This is a genomic window from Phocaeicola dorei (assembly GCF_013009555.1).
GTDB classification, from domain to species: Bacteria; Bacteroidota; Bacteroidia; order Bacteroidales; family Bacteroidaceae; genus Phocaeicola; species Phocaeicola dorei.
In genome coordinates this window covers 933,476-953,941 of record NZ_CP046176.1, presented here as the reverse complement: position 1 = coordinate 953,941, position 20,466 = coordinate 933,476, and the positions used below count along the sequence as shown (strand labels likewise).

At 42.0% G+C, this 20,466-nt stretch carries 12 protein-coding genes, 2 tRNA genes and 2 rRNA genes; 4 read left to right on the top strand and 12 right to left on the bottom strand.

All coding sequences use genetic code 11. The features are described 5' to 3' along the window. Window positions 1–52: 52 nt before the first annotated feature. The 10 genes from GKD17_RS03710 to GKD17_RS03665 form a co-directional block, all read right to left on the bottom strand. A 23S ribosomal RNA gene (locus GKD17_RS03710) occupies window positions 53–2,941 on the bottom strand. Between the two features lie 129 nt (window positions 2,942–3,070). Further along, window positions 3,071–3,144, bottom strand: a tRNA-Ala gene (locus tag GKD17_RS03705). Between the two features lie 15 nt (window positions 3,145–3,159). Beyond that, a tRNA-Ile gene (locus GKD17_RS03700) sits at window positions 3,160–3,233 on the bottom strand. Window positions 3,234–3,364: 131 nt separating this feature from the next. Beyond that, window positions 3,365–4,896: ribosomal RNA gene (locus tag GKD17_RS03695) — 16S ribosomal RNA — on the bottom strand. The 16S and 23S rRNA genes sit together here with 2 tRNA genes alongside, the layout of an rRNA operon. Window positions 4,897–6,182: 1,286 nt before the next feature. Continuing rightward, complete coding sequence (locus tag GKD17_RS03690; RefSeq protein ID WP_032936366.1) at window positions 6,183–7,739, bottom strand: carboxypeptidase-like regulatory domain-containing protein; 1,557 nt, start codon at window positions 7,737–7,739, stop codon at window positions 6,183–6,185. Between the two features lie 9 nt (window positions 7,740–7,748). Further along, on the bottom strand, window positions 7,749–8,603 hold the full coding sequence (locus tag GKD17_RS03685) for a FecR family protein (protein ID WP_007836083.1): 855 nt from the start codon (window positions 8,601–8,603) through the stop codon (window positions 7,749–7,751). Then, window positions 8,600–9,151 (bottom strand): RNA polymerase sigma-70 factor, encoded by a 552-nt coding sequence (locus GKD17_RS03680; protein WP_007836084.1) that lies wholly within the window; start codon window positions 9,149–9,151, stop codon window positions 8,600–8,602. Before GKD17_RS03680 ends, GKD17_RS03685 begins: the two co-directional genes overlap by 4 nt. A gap of 51 nt (window positions 9,152–9,202) precedes the next feature. Continuing rightward, the gene (locus GKD17_RS03675; protein ID WP_032936414.1) at window positions 9,203–10,480 is read right to left on the bottom strand and encodes a carboxypeptidase-like regulatory domain-containing protein; all 1,278 of its coding nucleotides are present in this window, start codon (window positions 10,478–10,480) and stop codon (window positions 9,203–9,205) included. Window positions 10,481–10,640: 160 nt separating this feature from the next. Continuing rightward, window positions 10,641–10,835 (bottom strand): type II toxin-antitoxin system antitoxin, encoded by a 195-nt coding sequence (locus tag GKD17_RS03670; RefSeq protein WP_007836087.1) that lies wholly within the window; start codon window positions 10,833–10,835, stop codon window positions 10,641–10,643. Window positions 10,836–10,843: 8 nt separating this feature from the next. After that, on the bottom strand, window positions 10,844–11,794 hold the full coding sequence (locus GKD17_RS03665) for an SPFH domain-containing protein (RefSeq protein ID WP_007836089.1): 951 nt from the start codon (window positions 11,792–11,794) through the stop codon (window positions 10,844–10,846). 566 nt (window positions 11,795–12,360) lie between these two features. On the opposite strand from GKD17_RS03665, the gene GKD17_RS03660 reads away from it, so the two are divergent. The 3 genes from GKD17_RS03660 to GKD17_RS03650 are packed head-to-tail and all read left to right on the top strand — an operon-like array spanning window position 12,361 to window position 15,864. Next, window positions 12,361–14,361, top strand: a complete 2,001-nt coding sequence (locus GKD17_RS03660) for an AAA family ATPase (protein WP_007836100.1) — start codon at window positions 12,361–12,363, stop codon at window positions 14,359–14,361. A gap of 6 nt (window positions 14,362–14,367) precedes the next feature. Beyond that, on the top strand, window positions 14,368–14,982 hold the full coding sequence (locus tag GKD17_RS03655) for an L-threonylcarbamoyladenylate synthase (RefSeq protein WP_007836102.1): 615 nt from the start codon (window positions 14,368–14,370) through the stop codon (window positions 14,980–14,982). Between the two features lie 48 nt (window positions 14,983–15,030). Then, entirely contained in the window at window positions 15,031–15,864 is an 834-nt protein-coding gene (locus tag GKD17_RS03650; protein WP_007836103.1) for a mechanosensitive ion channel family protein, read from the top strand. Between the two features lie 95 nt (window positions 15,865–15,959). Here GKD17_RS03650 and GKD17_RS03645 read toward each other — a convergent pair whose 3' ends face one another. Both GKD17_RS03645 and GKD17_RS03640 read right to left on the bottom strand, forming a co-directional pair. Beyond that, window positions 15,960–17,147, bottom strand: coding sequence for an FprA family A-type flavoprotein (locus tag GKD17_RS03645; protein ID WP_007836106.1), 1,188 nt, complete (start codon window positions 17,145–17,147; stop codon window positions 15,960–15,962). Window positions 17,148–17,162: 15 nt separating this feature from the next. Further along, window positions 17,163–18,089: a TIGR01212 family radical SAM protein gene (locus tag GKD17_RS03640; RefSeq protein ID WP_007836114.1), complete on the bottom strand. Its 927-nt coding sequence runs from the start codon at window positions 18,087–18,089 to the stop codon at window positions 17,163–17,165. A gap of 86 nt (window positions 18,090–18,175) precedes the next feature. On the opposite strand from GKD17_RS03640, the gene GKD17_RS03635 reads away from it, so the two are divergent. Then, complete coding sequence (locus GKD17_RS03635) at window positions 18,176–20,377, top strand: S9 family peptidase (RefSeq protein ID WP_007836116.1); 2,202 nt, start codon at window positions 18,176–18,178, stop codon at window positions 20,375–20,377. Window positions 20,378–20,466 lie beyond the last annotated feature (89 nt).

Below are 20,466 nucleotides of genomic sequence, written 5' to 3'. Positions count from 1 at the left end.
CAGCGTTATCTTATCCTGTAGTAATAACCGAACGTATACACCATCCTAAATATAAGGAAAGTGGACGGGCAATTAGTAATGCTCGGCTTTGGTATCTCTACCTTTACACCTGCATCCTATCAACGTCGTAGTCTACAACGACCCTCAGAAATCTAATCTTGTGGCCGGCTTCGTACTTAGATGCTTTCAGCACTTATCCGATCCAGACTTAGATACCCGGCAATGCACCTGGCGGCACAACCGGTAAACCAGAGGTCTGTCCAACACGGTCCTCTCGTACTAGTGTCAGAGCCACGCAAATTTCATACGCCCACGATAGATAGAGACCGAACTGTCTCACGACGTTCTGAACCCAGCTCGCGTGCCACTTTAATGGGCGAACAGCCCAACCCTTGGGACCTTCTCCAGCCCCAGGATGTGACGAGCCGACATCGAGGTGCCAAACCACTCCGTCGATATGAGCTCTTGGGAGGGATCAGCCTGTTATCCCCGGAGTACCTTTTATCCTTTGAGCGATGTCCCTTCCATACGGAAACACCGGATCACTATGCTCTAGTTTCCTACCTGATCGACTTGTCAGTCTCCCAGTCAAGCGCCCTTATGCCATTACACTCTAACGGCGGTTACCAATCGCCGTGAGGGCACCTTTAGAAGCCTCCGTTACGCTTTTGGAGGCGACCACCCCAGTCAAACTACCCACCAATCAGTGTCCCCATATACACGGGTTAGAATCCAAACAAATGAAGGGTCGTATTTCAACAGCGGCTCCAAGGATACTGGCGTACCCCCTTCAAAGCCTCCGACCTATCCTACACATCACGTGCCCAGATTCAATGATAAGCTATAGTAAAGGTTCACGGGGTCTTTTCGTCCCATCGCGGGTAATCGGCATCTTCACCGATACTACAATTTCACTGAGCTCACGGTTGAGACAGCGTCCAGATCATTACACCATTCGTGCAGGTCGGAACTTACCCGACAAGGAATTTCGCTACCTTAGGACCGTTATAGTTACGGCCGCCGTTTACTGGGGCTTCAATTCAACGCTTCTCTCAACGATGACGTCTCCTCTTAACCTTCCAGCACCGGGCAGGTGTCAGGCTGTATACAGGATCTTTCGATTTAGCACAGCCCTGTGTTTTTGTTAAACAGTTGCCTGGACCTATTCTCTGCGCCCTCCCGTCACCGGGTAGGGACCCTTTATCCCGAAGTTACAGGGTCAGTTTGCCTAGTTCCTTAACCGTGAATCACTCAAGCGCCTTAGAATATTCATCCCGACTACGTGTGTCCGTTTACGGTACGGGTACCTACAGGATTTAGTTTAGCGGATTTTCTTGGCAGCATGATTACATGCACTATTGCCTTGTCCCGAGGGACGCGGCATACTATCAGGTTCGATTCTCATGGTGGATTTGCCTGCCAAGATCAACATCTACACCCTTCAACCATCTATTCCGTCAGATGGCGGCATTGTCACTACTGCGTCTCCACATCACTCCTGGAGGTAGTAACGGAATATTAACCGTTTCTGCCATCGGCATCGCCCTTCGGCTGAGCCTTAGGACCCGACTTACCCTGATCCGATTAGCGTTGATCAGGAAACCTTAGTCTTTCGGCGAGGGGGTTTCCCGCCCCCTTTATCGTTACTTATACCTACATTTGCTTTTCCAGACGCTCCAGAATACCTCGCGGTACGCCTTCGACGCTGACTGGAATGCTCCCCTACCGATCATTTCAATGATCCCACTGCTTCGGTAGACAACTTAATACCCGATTATTATCCACGCCAGACTCCTCGACTAGTGAGCTGTTACGCACTCTTTAAATGAATGGCTGCTTCCAAGCCAACATCCTAGCTGTCTTAGCAGTCAGACTTCGTTAGTTTAACTTAGCTGTCATTTCGGGACCTTAGCAGGTGGTCCGGATTCTTCTCCTCTCGGGCACGGACCTTAGCACCCATGCCCTCACTCCTGAGGTAAAACTGATGCGCATTCGGAGTTTGTCAAGACTTGATAGGCGGTGAAGCCCTCGCATCTTATCAGTCGCTCTACCTCACATCAGTAACCCACAAGGCTGCACCTAAATGCATTTCGGGGAGTACGAGCTATCTCCAAGTTTGATTAGCCTTTCACCCCTACCCTCAGCTCATCCAGAAGCTTTTCAACGCTTATTGGTGCGGTCCTCCAGCTGGTGTTACCCAGCCTTCAACCTGGCCAAGGGTAGATCACTTGGTTTCGCGTCTGCCACTGCCGACTATACGCCCTCTTCAGACTCGCTTTCGCTTCGGATACGTGTGTCGTCACACTTAACCTTGCCGGCAAAGGCAACTCGTAGGTTCATTATGCAAAAGGCACGCCGTCACTGCTTTAAGCAGCTCCGACCGCTTGTAGGCGCACGGTTTCAGGAACTATTTCACTCTTCTGTTCGAAGTGCTTTTCACCTTTCCCTCACGGTACTGGTTCGCTATCGGTCTCTCGGGAGTATTTAGCCTTACCGGATGGTCCCGGCAGATTCACGCAGAATTCCTCGTGCTCCGCGCTACTCAGGATACTACTATGCTTCGACAACATACGAATACGCAACTGTCATGCTCTATGGTCTTTCTTTCCAGAAAGTTCTTCTCCGATGTCTTCATGCAACGACGTAGTCCTACAACCCCGATCATGCCGTAACATGAACGGTTTGGGCTATTCCCCGTTCGCTCGCCACTACTGGGGGAATCATTGTTATTTTCTTTTCCTGCAGGTACTAAGATGTTTCAGTTCCCTGCGTTAGCTCCTGAAATGATCAGGTGGCGTGTCTTCAACACGCCGGGTTGTCCCATTCGGAAATCCCCGGATCAAAGGTTATTTGCACCTCCCCGGAGCTTATCGCAGCTTATCACGTCCTTCATCGCCTCCGAGAGCCAAGGCATCCGCCATGCGCCCTTCTTTACTTTCCTTATTCATTCGCCCACACTTGCGTGCCAGCGGGATGATATATACTTTCAGCTCTTTACTACTAAAATTACTGTTTGCTTGTACAATATGTCATAGATCGGTCATCTTCGTATCTTACGTCTCTGATGGAGTGGAGAATAACGGATTCGAACCGTTGACCCTCTGCGTGCAAGGCAGATGCTCTAGCCAGCTGAGCTAATCCCCCGAATCTCAAGATTCGTAGTCCCAGGCAGAGTTGAACTGCCGACCTCTACATTATCAGTGTAGCGCTCTAACCAACTGAGCTATAGGACTAAGTTCAACCTAGTCTGTTTCATTAGACCCGGCTTCTTACTTTCTCTCTTCCGTCTTAATACGGAATCATATCTTGAATAAACAACAACAGCAGTACAAAAACAAAAACCTTTACTTTGGATCCTCTCCAGAAAGGAGGTGTTCCAGCCGCACCTTCCGGTACGGCTACCTTGTTACGACTTAGCCCCAGTCACCAGTTTTACCCTAGGGCGATCCTCGCGGTTACGCACTTCAGGTACCCCCGGCTCCCATGGCTTGACGGGCGGTGTGTACAAGGCCCGGGAACGTATTCACCGCGCCGTGGCTGATGCGCGATTACTAGCGAATCCAGCTTCGTGGAGTCGGGTTGCAGACTCCAGTCCGAACTGAGAGGGGTTTTAGGGATTGGCATCCACTCGCGTGGTAGCGGCCCTCTGTACCCCCCATTGTAACACGTGTGTAGCCCCGGACGTAAGGGCCGTGCTGATTTGACGTCATCCCCACCTTCCTCACATCTTACGATGGCAGTCTTGTCAGAGTCCTCAGCATCACCTGTTAGTAACTGACAACAAGGGTTGCGCTCGTTATGGCACTTAAGCCGACACCTCACGGCACGAGCTGACGACAACCATGCAGCACCTTCACACTCGCTATTGCTAGCTGAACCGTTTCCGGATCATTCGAGTGCAATTTAAGCCCGGGTAAGGTTCCTCGCGTATCATCGAATTAAACCACATGTTCCTCCGCTTGTGCGGGCCCCCGTCAATTCCTTTGAGTTTCACCGTTGCCGGCGTACTCCCCAGGTGGAATACTTAACGCTTTCGCTTGGCCGCTTGCCGTATATCGCAAACAGCGAGTATTCATCGTTTACCGTGTGGACTACCAGGGTATCTAATCCTGTTTGATACCCACACTTTCGAGCCTCAATGTCAGTTGCAGCTTAGCAGGCTGCCTTCGCAATCGGAGTTCTTCGTGATATCTAAGCATTTCACCGCTACACCACGAATTCCGCCTGCCTCAACTGCACTCAAGACATCCAGTATCAACTGCAATTTTACGGTTGAGCCGCAAACTTTCACAACTGACTTAAACATCCATCTACGCTCCCTTTAAACCCAATAAATCCGGATAACGCTCGGATCCTCCGTATTACCGCGGCTGCTGGCACGGAGTTAGCCGATCCTTATTCATAAAGTACATGCAAACGGGTATGCATACCCGACTTTATTCCTTTATAAAAGAAGTTTACAACCCATAGGGCAGTCATCCTTCACGCTACTTGGCTGGTTCAGGCCATCGCCCATTGACCAATATTCCTCACTGCTGCCTCCCGTAGGAGTTTGGACCGTGTCTCAGTTCCAATGTGGGGGACCTTCCTCTCAGAACCCCTATCCATCGTTGACTAGGTGGGCCGTTACCCCGCCTACTATCTAATGGAACGCATCCCCATCGTCTACCGGAAAATACCTTTAATCATGCGGACATGTGAACTCATGATCCCATCCTGGATTAATCTTCCTTTCAGAAGGCTGGCCAAGAGTAGACGGCAGGTTGGATACGTGTTACTCACCCGTGCGCCGGTCGCCATCAGCCTTAGCAAGCTAAGACCATGCTGCCCCTCGACTTGCATGTGTTAAGCCTGTAGCTAGCGTTCATCCTGAGCCAGGATCAAACTCTTCATTGTAAAAATATTCTTTCAACACTTAAGTTGACTTTACGCTCAAGGACTCCAAATCTATCAATACAATAAAAATATTGACGGTTCTTGTTTTTCCGTACACCATATATATACGGTGCACCGGCTTGTACTACTTGTTTGTTTATCTTAAATCTTTCAAAGAACTCTTATTCCTGTTTATCTCCGTTTTACCCGGAAATGTTTTGCAAAGATAAAGTGTTTATTTTAAACCACCAAAAAAAATCGAACTTTTTTTAAAACTTTTTTGTTTCATCTATGTTATTCAAATCATCTTGTCAGTTTTAAACTTACCTCTCTTGCTAAGCGGATGCAAAAGTAGTTGATTTCATTTCTTTATCCAAATATATCTATTGTTTTTTCTATTTTTTTTATGATTATACTTATAAATAACTGATTTACAGATTATCTATAATGTTTATTTCGATAATCCATTTTGCAATATCAAAAAGTACACACCATATTATATATCGCGCGCGATAGACTAAAATGAATATTGGATAAACATCGGCTCACCTGCAAAATCATAGGGAAGGATTTTAGCTCTTAAAGGATCATTTTATTCTTCGGACAATTTCCGAAAGTCTTCTTGACGCATCATTCTTTCTCATTAGGAAGTTCGGACCTTTATGCCCTCATGCCCTCACTTTGTGTACAACAAACTCATTATAAACAACTTATGTAGTTAGAGTAAAAATTATCACCCTCACTTACAACCCATGCCCTCACTGTGTTTTGAAGCATATTTCTGTATAACATGCTTGCTTTCAATTATATATACTTCTTTTTATAGACTATTCCAATTTAATGTAAAATAGAGCGTTCTCGGGCCTTTTTCCCGCAAAAAGTGTGCATACCTCCACGGAATATGATAGCCCCCCCGGCAGCAGTAAAAAGACCAAGACACTTTTAAGAAAGCTCGTTATCTTTTGGAAGTGAATGATTTCACAGATGTGTACTAGGATTTAGTTAACAACTTCTATTGTTATTACTATATCAGATTTGCATAGTTGTTTTTAGGCCTAATGTAGTTGTTATATGGGAGATTCCACATACATCCGCATAAGTCCGCACATACAATATGTGTAGCCCTATGCAGACATACGTGTAAAAGCATGCTTTCTGACACGGGTAAAATATTGACCGGACAGCCGAATCGATTTTAAACTAAAGACTGATGAATATACAAACTTACAAACATCAGGCTAACACATTCTATGTCACATATCATGACAAAAGATGCTAAGTACAATGCTCCGTATCCAACTTTTATTTTAATATTCTATCTGTTCTATTTTAGGAGACAACTTTTCAATGACAGTACCCAGTTCTTCCTCCCACGGAATAACATTAAACTCTCCCCAAAAGTCAGCATCATATTTAAAATGTGTATCCGAAAATATAGTGCGTGTAGGCATCCGTTCTTTACGCTGGAAACGGGTCACATTATCTACATCCACCTTACAGGTAACCATTTCAAACCATGTATGCAAGGAAGAAGCACTGAACCATTGCCGTTTAAGTTTCACTTTAAAATAGAGATCGCCACGAATATGATTCATGTAATAAATGCCATTCCACTGTCTGTAAGAAATGGTATAAACCACCTCTTGCGCGGTTATTTTCCACTTCCGTGTCTTTCGTTCTATAAACATATCCGTAGCTTGCCTCACATAAGCAGGATTAATTTCAAGACGTGCCTGAACCAACGCATTGTTTTCAGCATCAATATATAATTCGCCACAATAAAGAGGTTCTTTTATTCCTTTATTTTGCCGAAAGGAAATCACATTAACCAAACGATTGTCTATCACCGTCATATCACAGGAGGCATAAGAATACACATTACCCTTACCGTCAGGCAACAGAAAATCCGGCAAGTTCTTGACAATATCCAGTTGCAAACAAGCATCAATTCCCGCACTCATCTTGGCTATCAGTGTATCCCGTTCCTGACTATCGACTATGCGACTCATTTTTAATAGTTTTACATGATCCTGAGAATGATTCAACAAAGAAGAAGGTTTGTAGATTTTAAAAACAGCCTCTGTCAGATTACGAAATTTTTGTTTATACCGAACCCCTTCCCTATAAAATGTAGTGAGATAAACAGGAACCGACGCATAATTTGTTTTTTTAGCTTTCAACATCTCACGCAACAACCGTATAGGATTGACAGCACGAATCACCACTTCTTGAATAGGAATCACCCGAGGTTCCAGAGACCACACCGCGTGTTGAGCCTCTAATAAAGACATATCCATCTCCTGTCCCACATACCCCACATGAGAAACCCCGATGCGACCCTGTCTCAACGAATCGGGCAATCGTAAACGGAATTCGCCATCCTGATTGGTAATACTGCCTATAGAAGTACCGACTACCCCTACCGTGCCGTAAGCAATGGGAGCCCCTGACTGATTATCCTGCAATTTGCCCTCTAAAGTAAAATAGGCCAAAGTATCTTTAGAAGTGGTAACAACCGGACATTGCACCTGCAACTGATTGATCAAAATATGATTCTCCACAATGCGCAGACTGATATCCTGCCGACCGATAATTTCGTAAACAGCCTGACGAATAGTGCGCTGTCCTGCCTCCAACTTCACCATACGATCATTGTCCACCACCTTGCTGTCATAAACAAAAAGAAAACCAGACTGTTCGGACACCTTGCCCAGTAAAGTATAGACAGTACCCTTACTCTTAGCAAGATAAATGACTCGCTCCAACACATCTCTATCCGCCGCTTTCGTAAATTCTGCCATGCAAACCAGCAAACTGAAAAAGAAGATATGCCAATAATAATGATATGTACGAATATGATTCATCTTCCCACTTTATTCGGATAAAACACCTATATCACCTTCACGAGTATATTTTAAATTCATAGCCAAACAGATAAGCTCTGCCATAGACTCCGGAGCTTCCCCGGAAAATGCAACCGTAAGCCGACGCTCCCCTAAGGAGGGAGAAGTCTTAAGCTGCAAACCGGAAGAATGCATATTAATAACTCTAAGGATATTCATCAAAGATTCGTCTTTGAAACGCATACTTTTCCAATAATGAGCTATCCGGGTATCGTCCCTATAATCAGTGAAACGCAATTGATGTGTTTTAAGCGTCACCGCTTCACCTGCATTGACATACATCTCTTGATTTTTATTTTTCAATGCCACTTTGACCTTGCCACGCTGTACGGACAGTTCGAAAGTACTCCCTACATCACTCTTCACATGAAACATCGTTCCCAAGACCTCAATTCTGACCTCCTCTGTTTCAATCAGAAAAGGACGTTCCCGGTTACCGGTCACATCAAACAGAGCGTTTCCCTGCAAACTAACCTCACGCTTGTCCATAGAGAAATGTTCAGGATATTGCAAAGAGGTTTCCCCACCCATATAGACAATAGATCCATCCTCGAGTGTGGTCACCAAAGTAGATTGCTCCGTGTTCTCCTGCATAATTAAAGCCTGGGCTTCTACCGATTCGCCCACTTTTCGATAAGTAACAGTCAAAAAGACACATATTCCGACCCATATAGCAGCCACAGCCCCCCACTTCCACAACATGGATGCAGACAAACGTTTCCTATCCTGCCGGCCTGATAACAAAAGTCCGTCAGCATCCAAACGGTCATACAATTTATTCCATGCCCGATCCACTCTTTCCTTTTTTCTTTTTGTTTCACTCATGTCCTTATAATATAATTCTCAATTTCTTTTTTTAATGCTTTAAGAGCTTTTGTCATCTCAGCCTCTACAGTCTTCACCGACAAAGAAAGCTGCGAAGCTATTTCCGCATACTTTTTACCTTCCATACGATGCATCCGGAATATGCGCAACCTTCGTTCCGGCATCCGAGCAAGCGTAGTATCTATCAAATGTCTTAATTCCTGGTATTCTATCTCTTCTTGAGGACTGCTATCCTGTGTCCGCCCCTTCCGCGAGAGAACAAACTCCCGATATTTGTTTCTCACCTCCAGATGCTCGCAATATTGAAAAGACTGATTGCGCACCGCAACATAAAGATAGCTTTTCATAGAACGGAACAACGGCAGCCTCTCCCGATCTCTCCAAAACCCATAAAACAACTCCTCTACGATTTCCTCCGCAGCCTCCATACTGCCGGTGATACTCATGGCATACCAACAGAGAGGGGAATAATAACGGCGAAACACATCTTCAAACGCCTTTATATCTCCCTCCCTTATTTTGGTCAGTGTTAACAAATCATTCAGCATCCACTCCTTTTTTGGTAATTCTTTTCAACCATGCAAGCTTCATCCGAGGCCTTAACGCGATTGTTTCTTTAACTTATGGACTGCATTTTCCAATGATTCCGTAGGTTCAATAATATTATAGGAGCCCCAGAAATCCTCGCTCCAATATTCATCCACTTTATCATGAAAAGCATCTTTCTGATGAAAAGCCATCTTTCCGGGAATTATCGCCACATTATTTTCCTCCCTATCCGTTGCCACCATCTCTGAAAGCACAGTATAACCGGTAGAGAAAAGCTTGCGCTTCCAATCACACTTAAACCGAATACGGTTACGGATATAGTTCAGAAAGGTTTTCCCATCCACATCTTTATAGGTAACAAGGAAAGAAAGTTCCTGTGGTTTAAAACGTAAGCCATAAGGTTTCTTGGCAAGAATAGCCTGTACCGCCTTGACTTTATTATCCATAGACAAGCTAAATTCCGCACGGGTAAACGACAACTTGTCACGATCAATATACAATTTGCCATAATACAAGGCATAAGGCAAAACGACACGGGGACGGAAACTGATCACATATTGCTGACGATTGTCTATCTGTACCGGTTCTTCCATAAAGAAATCATAATAGTTCAACGTTTCCACATCCAACAACGCATCCTGATTTTTCACAATGTCCACATAGATAGATAAAGTAGGACCGCCAGCCAGTTTCACCCCCAACGTATCACTGGCTCTCTGACTAAGCAGCCGACGTCCTTTCAAAACCTGTACCCGGTCTCGAGTAGTTGTCATATCCTCATAAGAAGTCTTGTAAACATCAATAATAGCTTCCGAAATATTGATATAACGACGCCCTTTCTGAACAGTTTCCCTGTAAAAACCGGTAAGCATATTGTTTTTATTACTGTAATTGACAGGAATCTTGCGAATGGCCTCTTCCACTATAAAACGAGGGTTGTGGGCATAAACCACAATCTCATTCAACATATTGGCATGAGGGGTAAGGTAAATCTTTAAATCCGATAAATGTTCTTTATCTAAACGTACTCTATTGTTATGATAACCGATATGTGAAATTTCTAAAGCAAAAACCATCTCCGCATCTTCTATCTTCAAAGAAAATTCACCATCCGCATTTGTCACCGTCCCCACACTGCTGCCCGGAACAGATACATTGACATACTCTAAAGTCCTTCTATTTTGTTTGTCCTTTACTACACCGCTGACTATAATATAAGTATTCTCTTCAGCAAACGGTACCTCCTCTTGGCTCCATCCCGGAATGGCACTCAGCCAAAGAACAATGAGCAGTGTCCATTCAATAAATTGTTTTTTATGCGCTCTCATATTCATTAAGGTATTAAAAAAGTAAATACTAATCCTGTTTCTACTTATAAGATCACCCAGGATTAAAATACCCTATGAAAATAAGAAAAATAATTTGTTTTATCGATATTGATGCCCTTTTTACAGACCCAAAACAGTATAAACAATCAAAATAACTGTATCATTCTGTTTCTTCTTTTTTGATTATTGTCTTCTTTTTCTTCATTCTGCCACTCTTGCGCAAAGCTTCCGCTATAATCCATTGAAGCTGTCCATTCGTAGAACGGAATTCATCTGCCGCCCATTTCTCGATAGCTTCCATAGTTTCTGCGTCCACTCTGAGCACAAAGCTTTTTATCATCTCTTTCTTTGCCATTTCCTACATTAATGATTCAACGTTCCGGAATTAATTACCGGCTGTGCTGGCTCGTCCGCACAAAGCACTACCAACAAATTACTGACCATAGCGGCTTTCTTTTCTTCATCCAGTTCTACAATTCCATCCTCGGCTAATTTATCCAAAGCCATCTTAACCATAGAAACAGCCCCTTCCACTATTTTTTCGCGCGCGGTAATAATAGCACTTGCCTGCTGACGACGAAGCATCACCGCTGCAATCTCTGGGGCATAAGCCAAATAATTGATTCTGGCCTCTACTATTTCCATACCGGCCATAGCCAGACGCTCATTAAGCTGACGTTCCAGCTGGTCATTAATTTCTTCACCTCCGCCACGCAAGGTCAGTTCATTAGTATCATGCTCATTGTCATCGTAAGCATACTGTCCGGCCACCTGGCGAAGAGCCGCATCACTCTGCACACGTACAAAATCTTCAAAAGCATTCATACGCCCTGCCACGCTAACACTTGCCGTCCCAGTCCCTTTACTGTCCGCCATCGTCTGCGCATCAATCTCAAACATCGCCTTATAGGTATCTTTCAATTTCCAAACCAAAACCAGCCCTATCAGAATAGGATTACCAATCTTATCATTCACCTTTATCGGCTCCACATCCAGATTACGGGCGCGAAGAGACAACTTTTTCTTGTTCATGAAAGGGTTTACCCAAAAGAAGCCTGTGTTTTTAAAAGTGCCTTTATATTCACCGAAAAACACCATCACACGTGCCTCATTAGGTTCTTGAGAAAAATATCCCGGAAGCATCAGCACAAACAACAATACCAGCACAAATAAAACAGGAATAGATAACCAAGGTAGTTGTCCAAAAATCAAAAAGTTCAGGAATACTAGTGCAGGCAACATAACCAAGTTAAAGAACAAAGCCATAAATCCATTGATTACCAGCTCATTGTAAGACATTTCTTTTGTTTCCATAATGATTTATTTTGATATTATTATGATATCACAAATCAAACAATATTTCTTGAGGTAAGCAAACTGATTTATATGTTATACGGCAGAAACGAACAAAATATTCACCAAAATGCAACAAGAAGCTCCTACTTTGTTGACCTAAATCAATAAAATTGGGATATTGATTAAAAATATGCTGCAAAATACATATTATAACGAACAAAAGCTTTATCTTTGTGTTGTAAAACATAAAAAGATATTTTTTAGTAGCTACTAAGGTAAAAAGAAAGATTGTTTAAAGAAGGCTAACCGGGAGGTATGCCTGCTATTTATGAGTGTTTTTAGGTATTAATTAAAAAAGAAAGGATAACATTATGAAAAAGGTAAAAAACATTTTTCACAAAATCGCTAACGCTGATCCTATGATTTGGGGTTACGTTATGTTGAACGAAACAAAGTAAATTAGAACCAATACAGAGCAACACCCTGTAGGACTATAAAAAAGGACGGTTATTTAACCGTCTTTTTTATGCCCTTTTACGGGATTTCCACTATCTTTGTTCATTCATTTTTAAACGTATGGACAAATGCAAGTAGATACCCATAATAAAGAGTTTCAAGATGCCTTGAATCTTATCCAATATACACGTCAGTCAGTATTCCTCACTGGAAAGGCGGGTACAGGTAAATCTACTTTTCTAAAATATGTCTGCGAAGTAACCAAAAAGAAACATATAGTACTGGCTCCCACAGGTATCGCAGCTATCAATGCCGGTGGAAGCACACTGCATAGTTTTTTTAAATTACCATTCTATCCACTTTTGCCGGATGATCCTAAATTCAGTTTGAAAGATGGAAAGTTACATAGCTTTCTAAGATATACTTCCGCCCATCGCAAACTGATAAAAGAAATAGAATTAGTGATCATCGATGAAATTTCCATGGTTCGGGCAGACATTATTGACTTTATAGACAAAATATTGCGGGTATATTCACAAAATATGCGTGAACCATTCGGAGGCAAACAAATTTTGCTGGTAGGAGATATTTTTCAGCTTGAACCAGTCATTAAAAATGACGAACGTGAGATAATCAACCGCTTCTATCCCACCCCTTATTTCTTTTCGGCACGAGTCTTTCAGGAAATGGAGTTGGTATCCATAGAACTGACAAAAGTATACCGCCAGTCGGACAAAGTTTTTGTTAATGTATTGGATCATATCCGGACCAATACTGCCGGAGCAGCTGACTTACAACTACTAAACACCCGTTACAACACTCAAATAGAAGAAAATGAAAGTGATATGTATATCACACTTGCTACCCGGAGAGATACCGTAGACTTTATCAATGAAAAGAAATTATCTGAACTGCCTGGAGAATCAACGATTCTGACCGGTGAGATACATGGAGAGTTTCCAGAAAGCAGCCTTCCCACCCAAATGGAACTGGAAGTAAAACCAGGAGCACAAATTATTTTTATAAAAAACGATTACGACCGCCGTTGGGTGAACGGTACGATTGGCACCATTTCAGGTATAGACGAAGAGGATACATTATATGTTATCACAGAAGACGGGCAGGAATTTGACGTTAAAAAAGACAGTTGGCGCAATATACGATATAGGTACAATGAACTAGAAAAAAAAATAGAAGAAGAAGAGTTAGGAGTATTTATACAATATCCTATCCGTTTGGCATGGGCCATCACTATACACAAAAGCCAAGGATTGACTTTCAGCAGGGTCGTTATTGATTTTACAGGAGGGGTGTTTGCCGGTGGACAAGCCTACGTAGCATTGAGCCGCTGTACTTCACTAAACGGCATCCAACTAAAAAAGCAAATTACACGTGGAGATATCTTTGTCCGTCCGGAAATAGTAAAGTTCTCTCAACGATTCAACAACCGCCAGTCCATTGAAAAAGCATTGAAGCAGGCACAAGCTGATGTACAATATGTAGAAGCAGTACAACACTTCGACAAAGGTGATTTTGAAAGATTTCTAGAACAATTCTTTCTTGCCATCCATTCACGTTATGACATCGAAAAACCTTTGATTAAAAGATTTATACGTAAGAAACTGGGAATCATCAACAATTTGAAGGTCGAAAACAAACGGCTAAAAGACCAATTCCATGTACAACGTAAAAATCTTGAAAAATATGCCCGCGAATATTATTTAATGGGAAATGAATGTATTATCCAAGCACATGATTCACGTGCTGCTATTGCCAATTATGACAAAGCGATTGAATTGAATCCTTCTTATACGGACGCTTGGGTGCGTAAAGGTATCACATTACATAATGACAAGGAATATTACGAAGCCGAAGTTTGTCTGAATGAAGCAGTACGCCTTAGTCCCGCTTTATTCAAAGCTATTTATAATCGAGGAAAAAACAGACTAGCACTAGATAATATAGAAGGAGCTTTGGGAGATTTTGACCGGGCTGTTTCTTTAAAACCGGAACATCCAAAGGCCCATGAATATTTCGGAGACGTATTGATGAAAGTAGGAAAAGAAGAGGAAGCCGCCCTACAATGGGCTATTGCGGAACGCTTGCGTGAAAAAAATTCTAAAAATTAAAATAACATGCTTTTAAGACTTTATAATAAGAATAATAATCCCAAAGATCTGGAAGAAGTAATCCGGATATTGGAAGAGGGCGGGTTAATTATTTACCCTACCGATACGATGTATGCCATAGGATGTCATGGCCTGAAAGAACGTGCAATAGAACGTATCTGCAAACTGAAAAACATTGATCCACGTAAAAACAATTTATCCATTATCTGTTACGACTTAAGCAATATCAGCGAATATGCCAAAGTAGATAACAGCACATTCAAGCTAATGAAACGAAATCTTCCCGGACCGTTTACTTTTATCCTGAATACGGGAAACCGTCTGCCCAAAATATTCAAGAACCGTAAAGAAGTAGGTATACGCGTACCTGACAACAACATCATCAGAGAAATATGCCATATACTAAAAGCACCGATCATGACCACCACGTTGCCTCTGAAAGATGGTGAAGACATAGAATATATTACCACTCCAGAACTAATAGAAGAAAAATTCGGGAAAGAGGTAGAACTAATTATTGACGGAGGTATCGGAAACATAGAACCTTCTACCATTGTGAACTGTACAAGCGGAGAAGCAGAAATTGTACGCCAAGGCAAAGGTATTCTGAACGATTTTTAATCTGAATTGTTTTATATATTAGAAATGTCAAATTAAAGTAAATTTATCATGTTATTAGCATCTGAAACAAGTATTCAATTAACCAATGCATTAGAGAAACTGATCGACTCCGGTATTCAATTAGGAGAAAGAGTATTAGGAGCACTTATTATTTTTATAATCGGAAAGTTCCTCATAAATTGGCTGAACAGACTTTTTGCACGTATTTTGGAAAAAAGAAAAGTGGACCCGAGTATCCAGTCATTCCTAAAGAGTATGGTGAATATCTTACTGCTCATCATGCTGATTCTTGCTGTGATAGGGAAATTAGGTATCGAACTGACAGGATTCGCCGCACTTCTCGCTTCTGCCGGTGTTGCCATCGGTATGGCACTGTCTGGTAACTTACAAAATTTTGCCGGAGGACTGATTATCTTATTGTTCAGGCCTTATAAAGTGGGGGACTTTATCGAAGCTTCTACCGGTGCCTCGGGAACAGTAAAAGAAATACAGATTTTTCATACTATTCTTATCACTGCAGACAACAAGATGATATATGTACCTAATGGAGCCATGAGTAGTGGGGTCATTACAAATTACAGTAAACTGGACACCCGCCGTATAGAATGGAATTTTGGCGTGGACTACGGAGAAGACTATAATAAAGTAGAAAAAGTATTGCGCGAAATCATAGCCAATGATAAACGTATTCTTACCAGTCCGCCCCCTTTTATTGAATTAGGAGAACTTGCTGCCAGCAGTGTAAATATAAAAATCCGCGTATGGGTGAATAGTTCGGATTATTGGAACGTATTTTTCAGTATGAATCAGACTGTTTATACTACTTTTAATAAAGAAGGAATTAACTTCCCATTCCCGCAGCTTACTGTACATCAAGCCTAACGTCAGAAATTTTTAGAACACGAATGACGCAATTGTCACAAGCTTGATCTTACCAATCATGTGTCATTTGCGTCATTTATGTTCTATCACAAGATTTATTTTCTATCCGCTTTCAAACGATCAGCCATAGCCTTAGCCAACTCCTTTGCCTGAGTGTTAGTTTCGGCCTTCATGCTATGTTTCATTTCTACAGGATTTCCGACAGGCTCAAATTTCAACTTATCATTAAACTCTGCAATTTTCTTCACAGCAGCGCTAGCCCATGTAAATGAGCCAAAATATCCCAGATAACGTCCCTTTATCTCGCGAGAAGCCAGCTTGCTCAGCAGAGCTTCCATTTCCGGATACATCTGAGTATTATAAGTGGGGCATCCCACAATCAGTCCTTTATATTTGAATACATCCGCAATAATAAAAGAATGACTGGTATGAGAAACATTATGCATCACGATATTACGAATTCCCTGCTTGCTCAGTTCTTCTGCAATAACTTCTGCCACTTCTTCTGTATTACCATACATCGAGCCATAAGCTATTACAACCCCTTCTTCAGCCTCATAACGACTCAAACGGTCATAAATACGTACCACGCGAGGAATTTCTTCCGTCCATACCGGACCATGAGTAGAACAAACAGTCGTTATTTTCAAGTTTTGCAATTTCTGTAAGGCCTTCTGTACCGGCGCACCATATTTGCCTACAATATTAGAATAATAGCGCACCATTTCATTCCAATAAATATCTGTATTAATATTTGTATCAACCACACCACCATTCAATGCACCAAAACAACCGAAAGCGTCACCGGAAAACAAAATACCTTCCGTTTCATCAAAAGTAACCATCGTTTCGGGCCAGTGAACCATTGGAATCAATGAAAAACGCAGTCTGTGGTGTCCCAAAGCTAAAAAATCTCCTTCACCCACTACATAACGCTCACCGCCTACACCATAAAATCCTTCAATCATTTCGAAAGTCTTCTTATTACCGACAATCACAATGTTAGGATAATATTGCTTGATCAAACTAATAGAACCGGAATGGTCTGGTTCCATATGATTTATAATCAAATAATTGATAGGTTTATCACCGATAATACTACGAATTTTCTTTAAATAAACCTCAAAATAGCATACATCTACTGTATCCACCAAGGCGACCATCTCGTCGTCAATCAAATAAGAGTTATAAGACACACCGTAAGGTAACGGCCACAAGTTCTCAAACAAAGCCTTGTTACGGTCATTCACTCCCACATAATGTACTTTTCCTTTGATTTCCATATCTGTTTCCTTCTTTTAATATTTATAGTATTTGCCTTGCCAGGCATCTTTTTCTCTCATCCGCTTTTTCACCTTATTCGTAAATTCATAATTTTTCAATCCCCAATCAGGAGCTATCAACAATTCTTTGGGTGATTGGGAAACAAAACGCTCCAGTACGATGTCCGGACGAAGATGTTCTATATAATCAATGACTAAATCAACATATTCATCAGCTGTATAAAGATGGAAAGCTTCAGGATCTTTCACATATTCACTCGCCATACGCGTACCTTTAATAAGTTGTAACTGATGCAGCTTTAAAGTAGTCAGAGGTAATTGTGAAAGTACTCCGGCCTGTCCGATTAACATTTCTCTTTTTTCTCCGGGCAAACCAAGGATTATATGCCCTCCTACCAAAATCCCTCTCTCTGCAGTCTTCCGAACAGCCTCTGCAGAAACGGCAAAAGTATGTCCCCGGTTTATCCTGCGCAACGTTTCATCATCCGTACTTTCAATGCCATACTCCACTAATACAAAAATGTGTTTACCAAGCTCTTCCAAATAATCCAGTAATGATATCGGCATACAGTCCGGACGAGTCCCTATCACCAGCCCTACCACATCCTCTACCATCAGCGCCTCTTCGTATTTTCTTTTCAACTCTTCCAGTTCCCCATACGTATTGGTATAAGCCTGAAAATAGGCCAGATATTTCATTTCCGGGTATTTACGTACAAAGAACCGCTTTCCTTCTTCCAACTGCTGAGTAACAGACTTTCCCGTATGGCAATAGGCCGGATTAAATGTTTGATTATTACAATAAGTGCAACCTCCGTATCCTACCGAGCCGTCACGGTTAGGACAAGTAAATCCGGCATTAATAGAAATCTTCTGCACTTTGCAAGGAAAGTGCATGGCTAAAAAGCCGGATAAGTCGTTATAAAGCATCTCTCTGTTCATGAACTTATTTTGCGGGACAAAGATACGTATTTTCAAACAAAAGTTTTACCTTTGTCTTTGATTATCATTTAAAGAATTTATCTATTATGAGAAAATTAAGCATATTTATTATTTTATTCTTCTGCCTGCTGACAGTCGGAGCCCAACAAGTAAGCTTGCAAGACGTAGCAAACAGAACGTATCGTGCCGAAGGAATCAGAGGTATCAAACCGATGTTGGATGGAGAACATTACACCCAAATGAGTACTGATGGCAAAAAAATCATGCAGTATTCTTTCAAGACCGGCAAAGAAACAGGTACCATCTTCGATGTAAATACGGCCCGTGACTGTAGCATCAAGTCATTTGATGACTATATCATGTCACCCGATGAGAAACTGATTCTAATACAGACTGATACCAAACCGATTTATCGTCGTTCGTTTACTGCCAATTATTATATTTTCAACGTAAAAAACAATAAAATGGAACCGCTCTCAGAAAACGGCCCACAACAGGTTCCTTTATTCTCACCGGATGGCAATCAGATAGCTTTTGTACGTGATAATAACATCTATCTGGTAAAATTATTGTTTGGCAACAGTGAATCACAAGTAACCAAAGACGGCAAATTCAACGAAGTACTAAATGGTATTCCCGACTGGGTATATGAGGAGGAATTCGGTTTCAACCGTGCTTTCGACTTCAGTGCAGACAGCCAGATGCTTGCCTATATCCGTTTTGATGAGAGTCAAGTACCTATGTATTCTTTTCCACTATACAAAGGTATGGTTCCCGCATTAGAGAAATTCAGCACTTATCCGGGAGAATATGAATACAAATACCCTATGCCAGGAATTGACAACTCCAAAGTAACCGTTCATACTTTTGATATAAAAAGTAAGGTAACCCGCAAGATGGACTTGCCTCTAGACGCAGACGGTTATATCCCTCGCATCAAGTTTACGGATGATGAGAATGCGTTGGCAATCATGACTTTGAACCGTCATCAAAACCGTTTCGACCTCTATTTTGCCAATCCACGAAGTACATTGTGTAAACTGATGGTACGTGATGAAGCTCCCCAATACATTAAAGAAGAAGCATACTCCAACATCGTTTTCTATCCAAAAAATTTTGTGGTGATGAGTGAAAAAGACGGTTATAACCATCTCTATCTTTACACTAGCGGAGGAAACCTGGTTAAGCAACTCACAAAAGGAAACTTCGAAGTGAAAGATTTCCTGGGATGGGATGAAGCTACCAACACATTCTATTTTGAGAGCAATGAAGGCAGTCCGCTACGCACCGCTATCTACAAAGTGGATGGCAAAGGTAAAAAGACCAAACTGTCCAAGCAGGAAGGAACTCATAAAGCTATTTTCAGTAACAATATGAAGTATTACATCAATACTTTCTCTAATATCAACACCCCTCCTGTCATTACCCTTAATGACAATAATGGTAAAGAGTTGGCAACCTTAGTAGATAATAACAAATTGAAACACCAAGTTTCACGTCTGAATATGCCAAGTAAAGAACTATTTAGTTTCAAGACCAATGACGGTGTGGAATTGAATGGTTGGATAATGAAACCCGCAAATTTCAATCCAAACAAAAAATATCCTGTTATCATGCACCAATACAGTGGACCGGGTTCACAAGAAGTTGCAGACAAATGGGGAATTGGAGCCCGTAGAGATGGCGGCATGTTCGAAGCTTATATGGCCGGTCAAGGTTTCATCATGGCTTGTGTAGACGGACGCGGAACTGGTGGCCGGGGTTCTGATTTTGAAAAATGTACCTACTTGAACTTAGGAGTAAAAGAATCGAAAGATCAAGTAGAAGCCGCCAAATACTTAAGTACACTACCTTACGTGGATGGTAACCGTATCGGTATATGGGGATGGAGCTATGGAGGTTACAATACATTAATGTCCATGAGTGAAGGAACACCGATATTCAAAGCAGGAGTCGCTGTTGCAGCTCCTACAGACTGGCGTTTCTACGATTCGGTATATACAGAGCGCTTCATGCGTACCCCCAAAGAAAACATGGAAGGTTACAATGCTGCATCTGCTATTAACCGTGCCAACAAACTGAACGGTGAATTGTTGCTGATCCACGGCACAGCAGATGATAATGTACACTTACGTAACAACGCAGAATATAGTGAAGCATTGGTACAGGCCGACAAGCAATTTGACATGCAAATCTATACCAACCGCAACCATGGAATCAGTGGAGGCAACACAACTAGACATTTACTGACTCGCGTAGCTAATTTCTTTATTGATAATTTAAAATAAAAACCATTCATCACAGATTATACAGTTTTACATAAAAACCGAATGAGAACAATTTACATTGGTATAATCTGTGGTGAATTATAAATCTA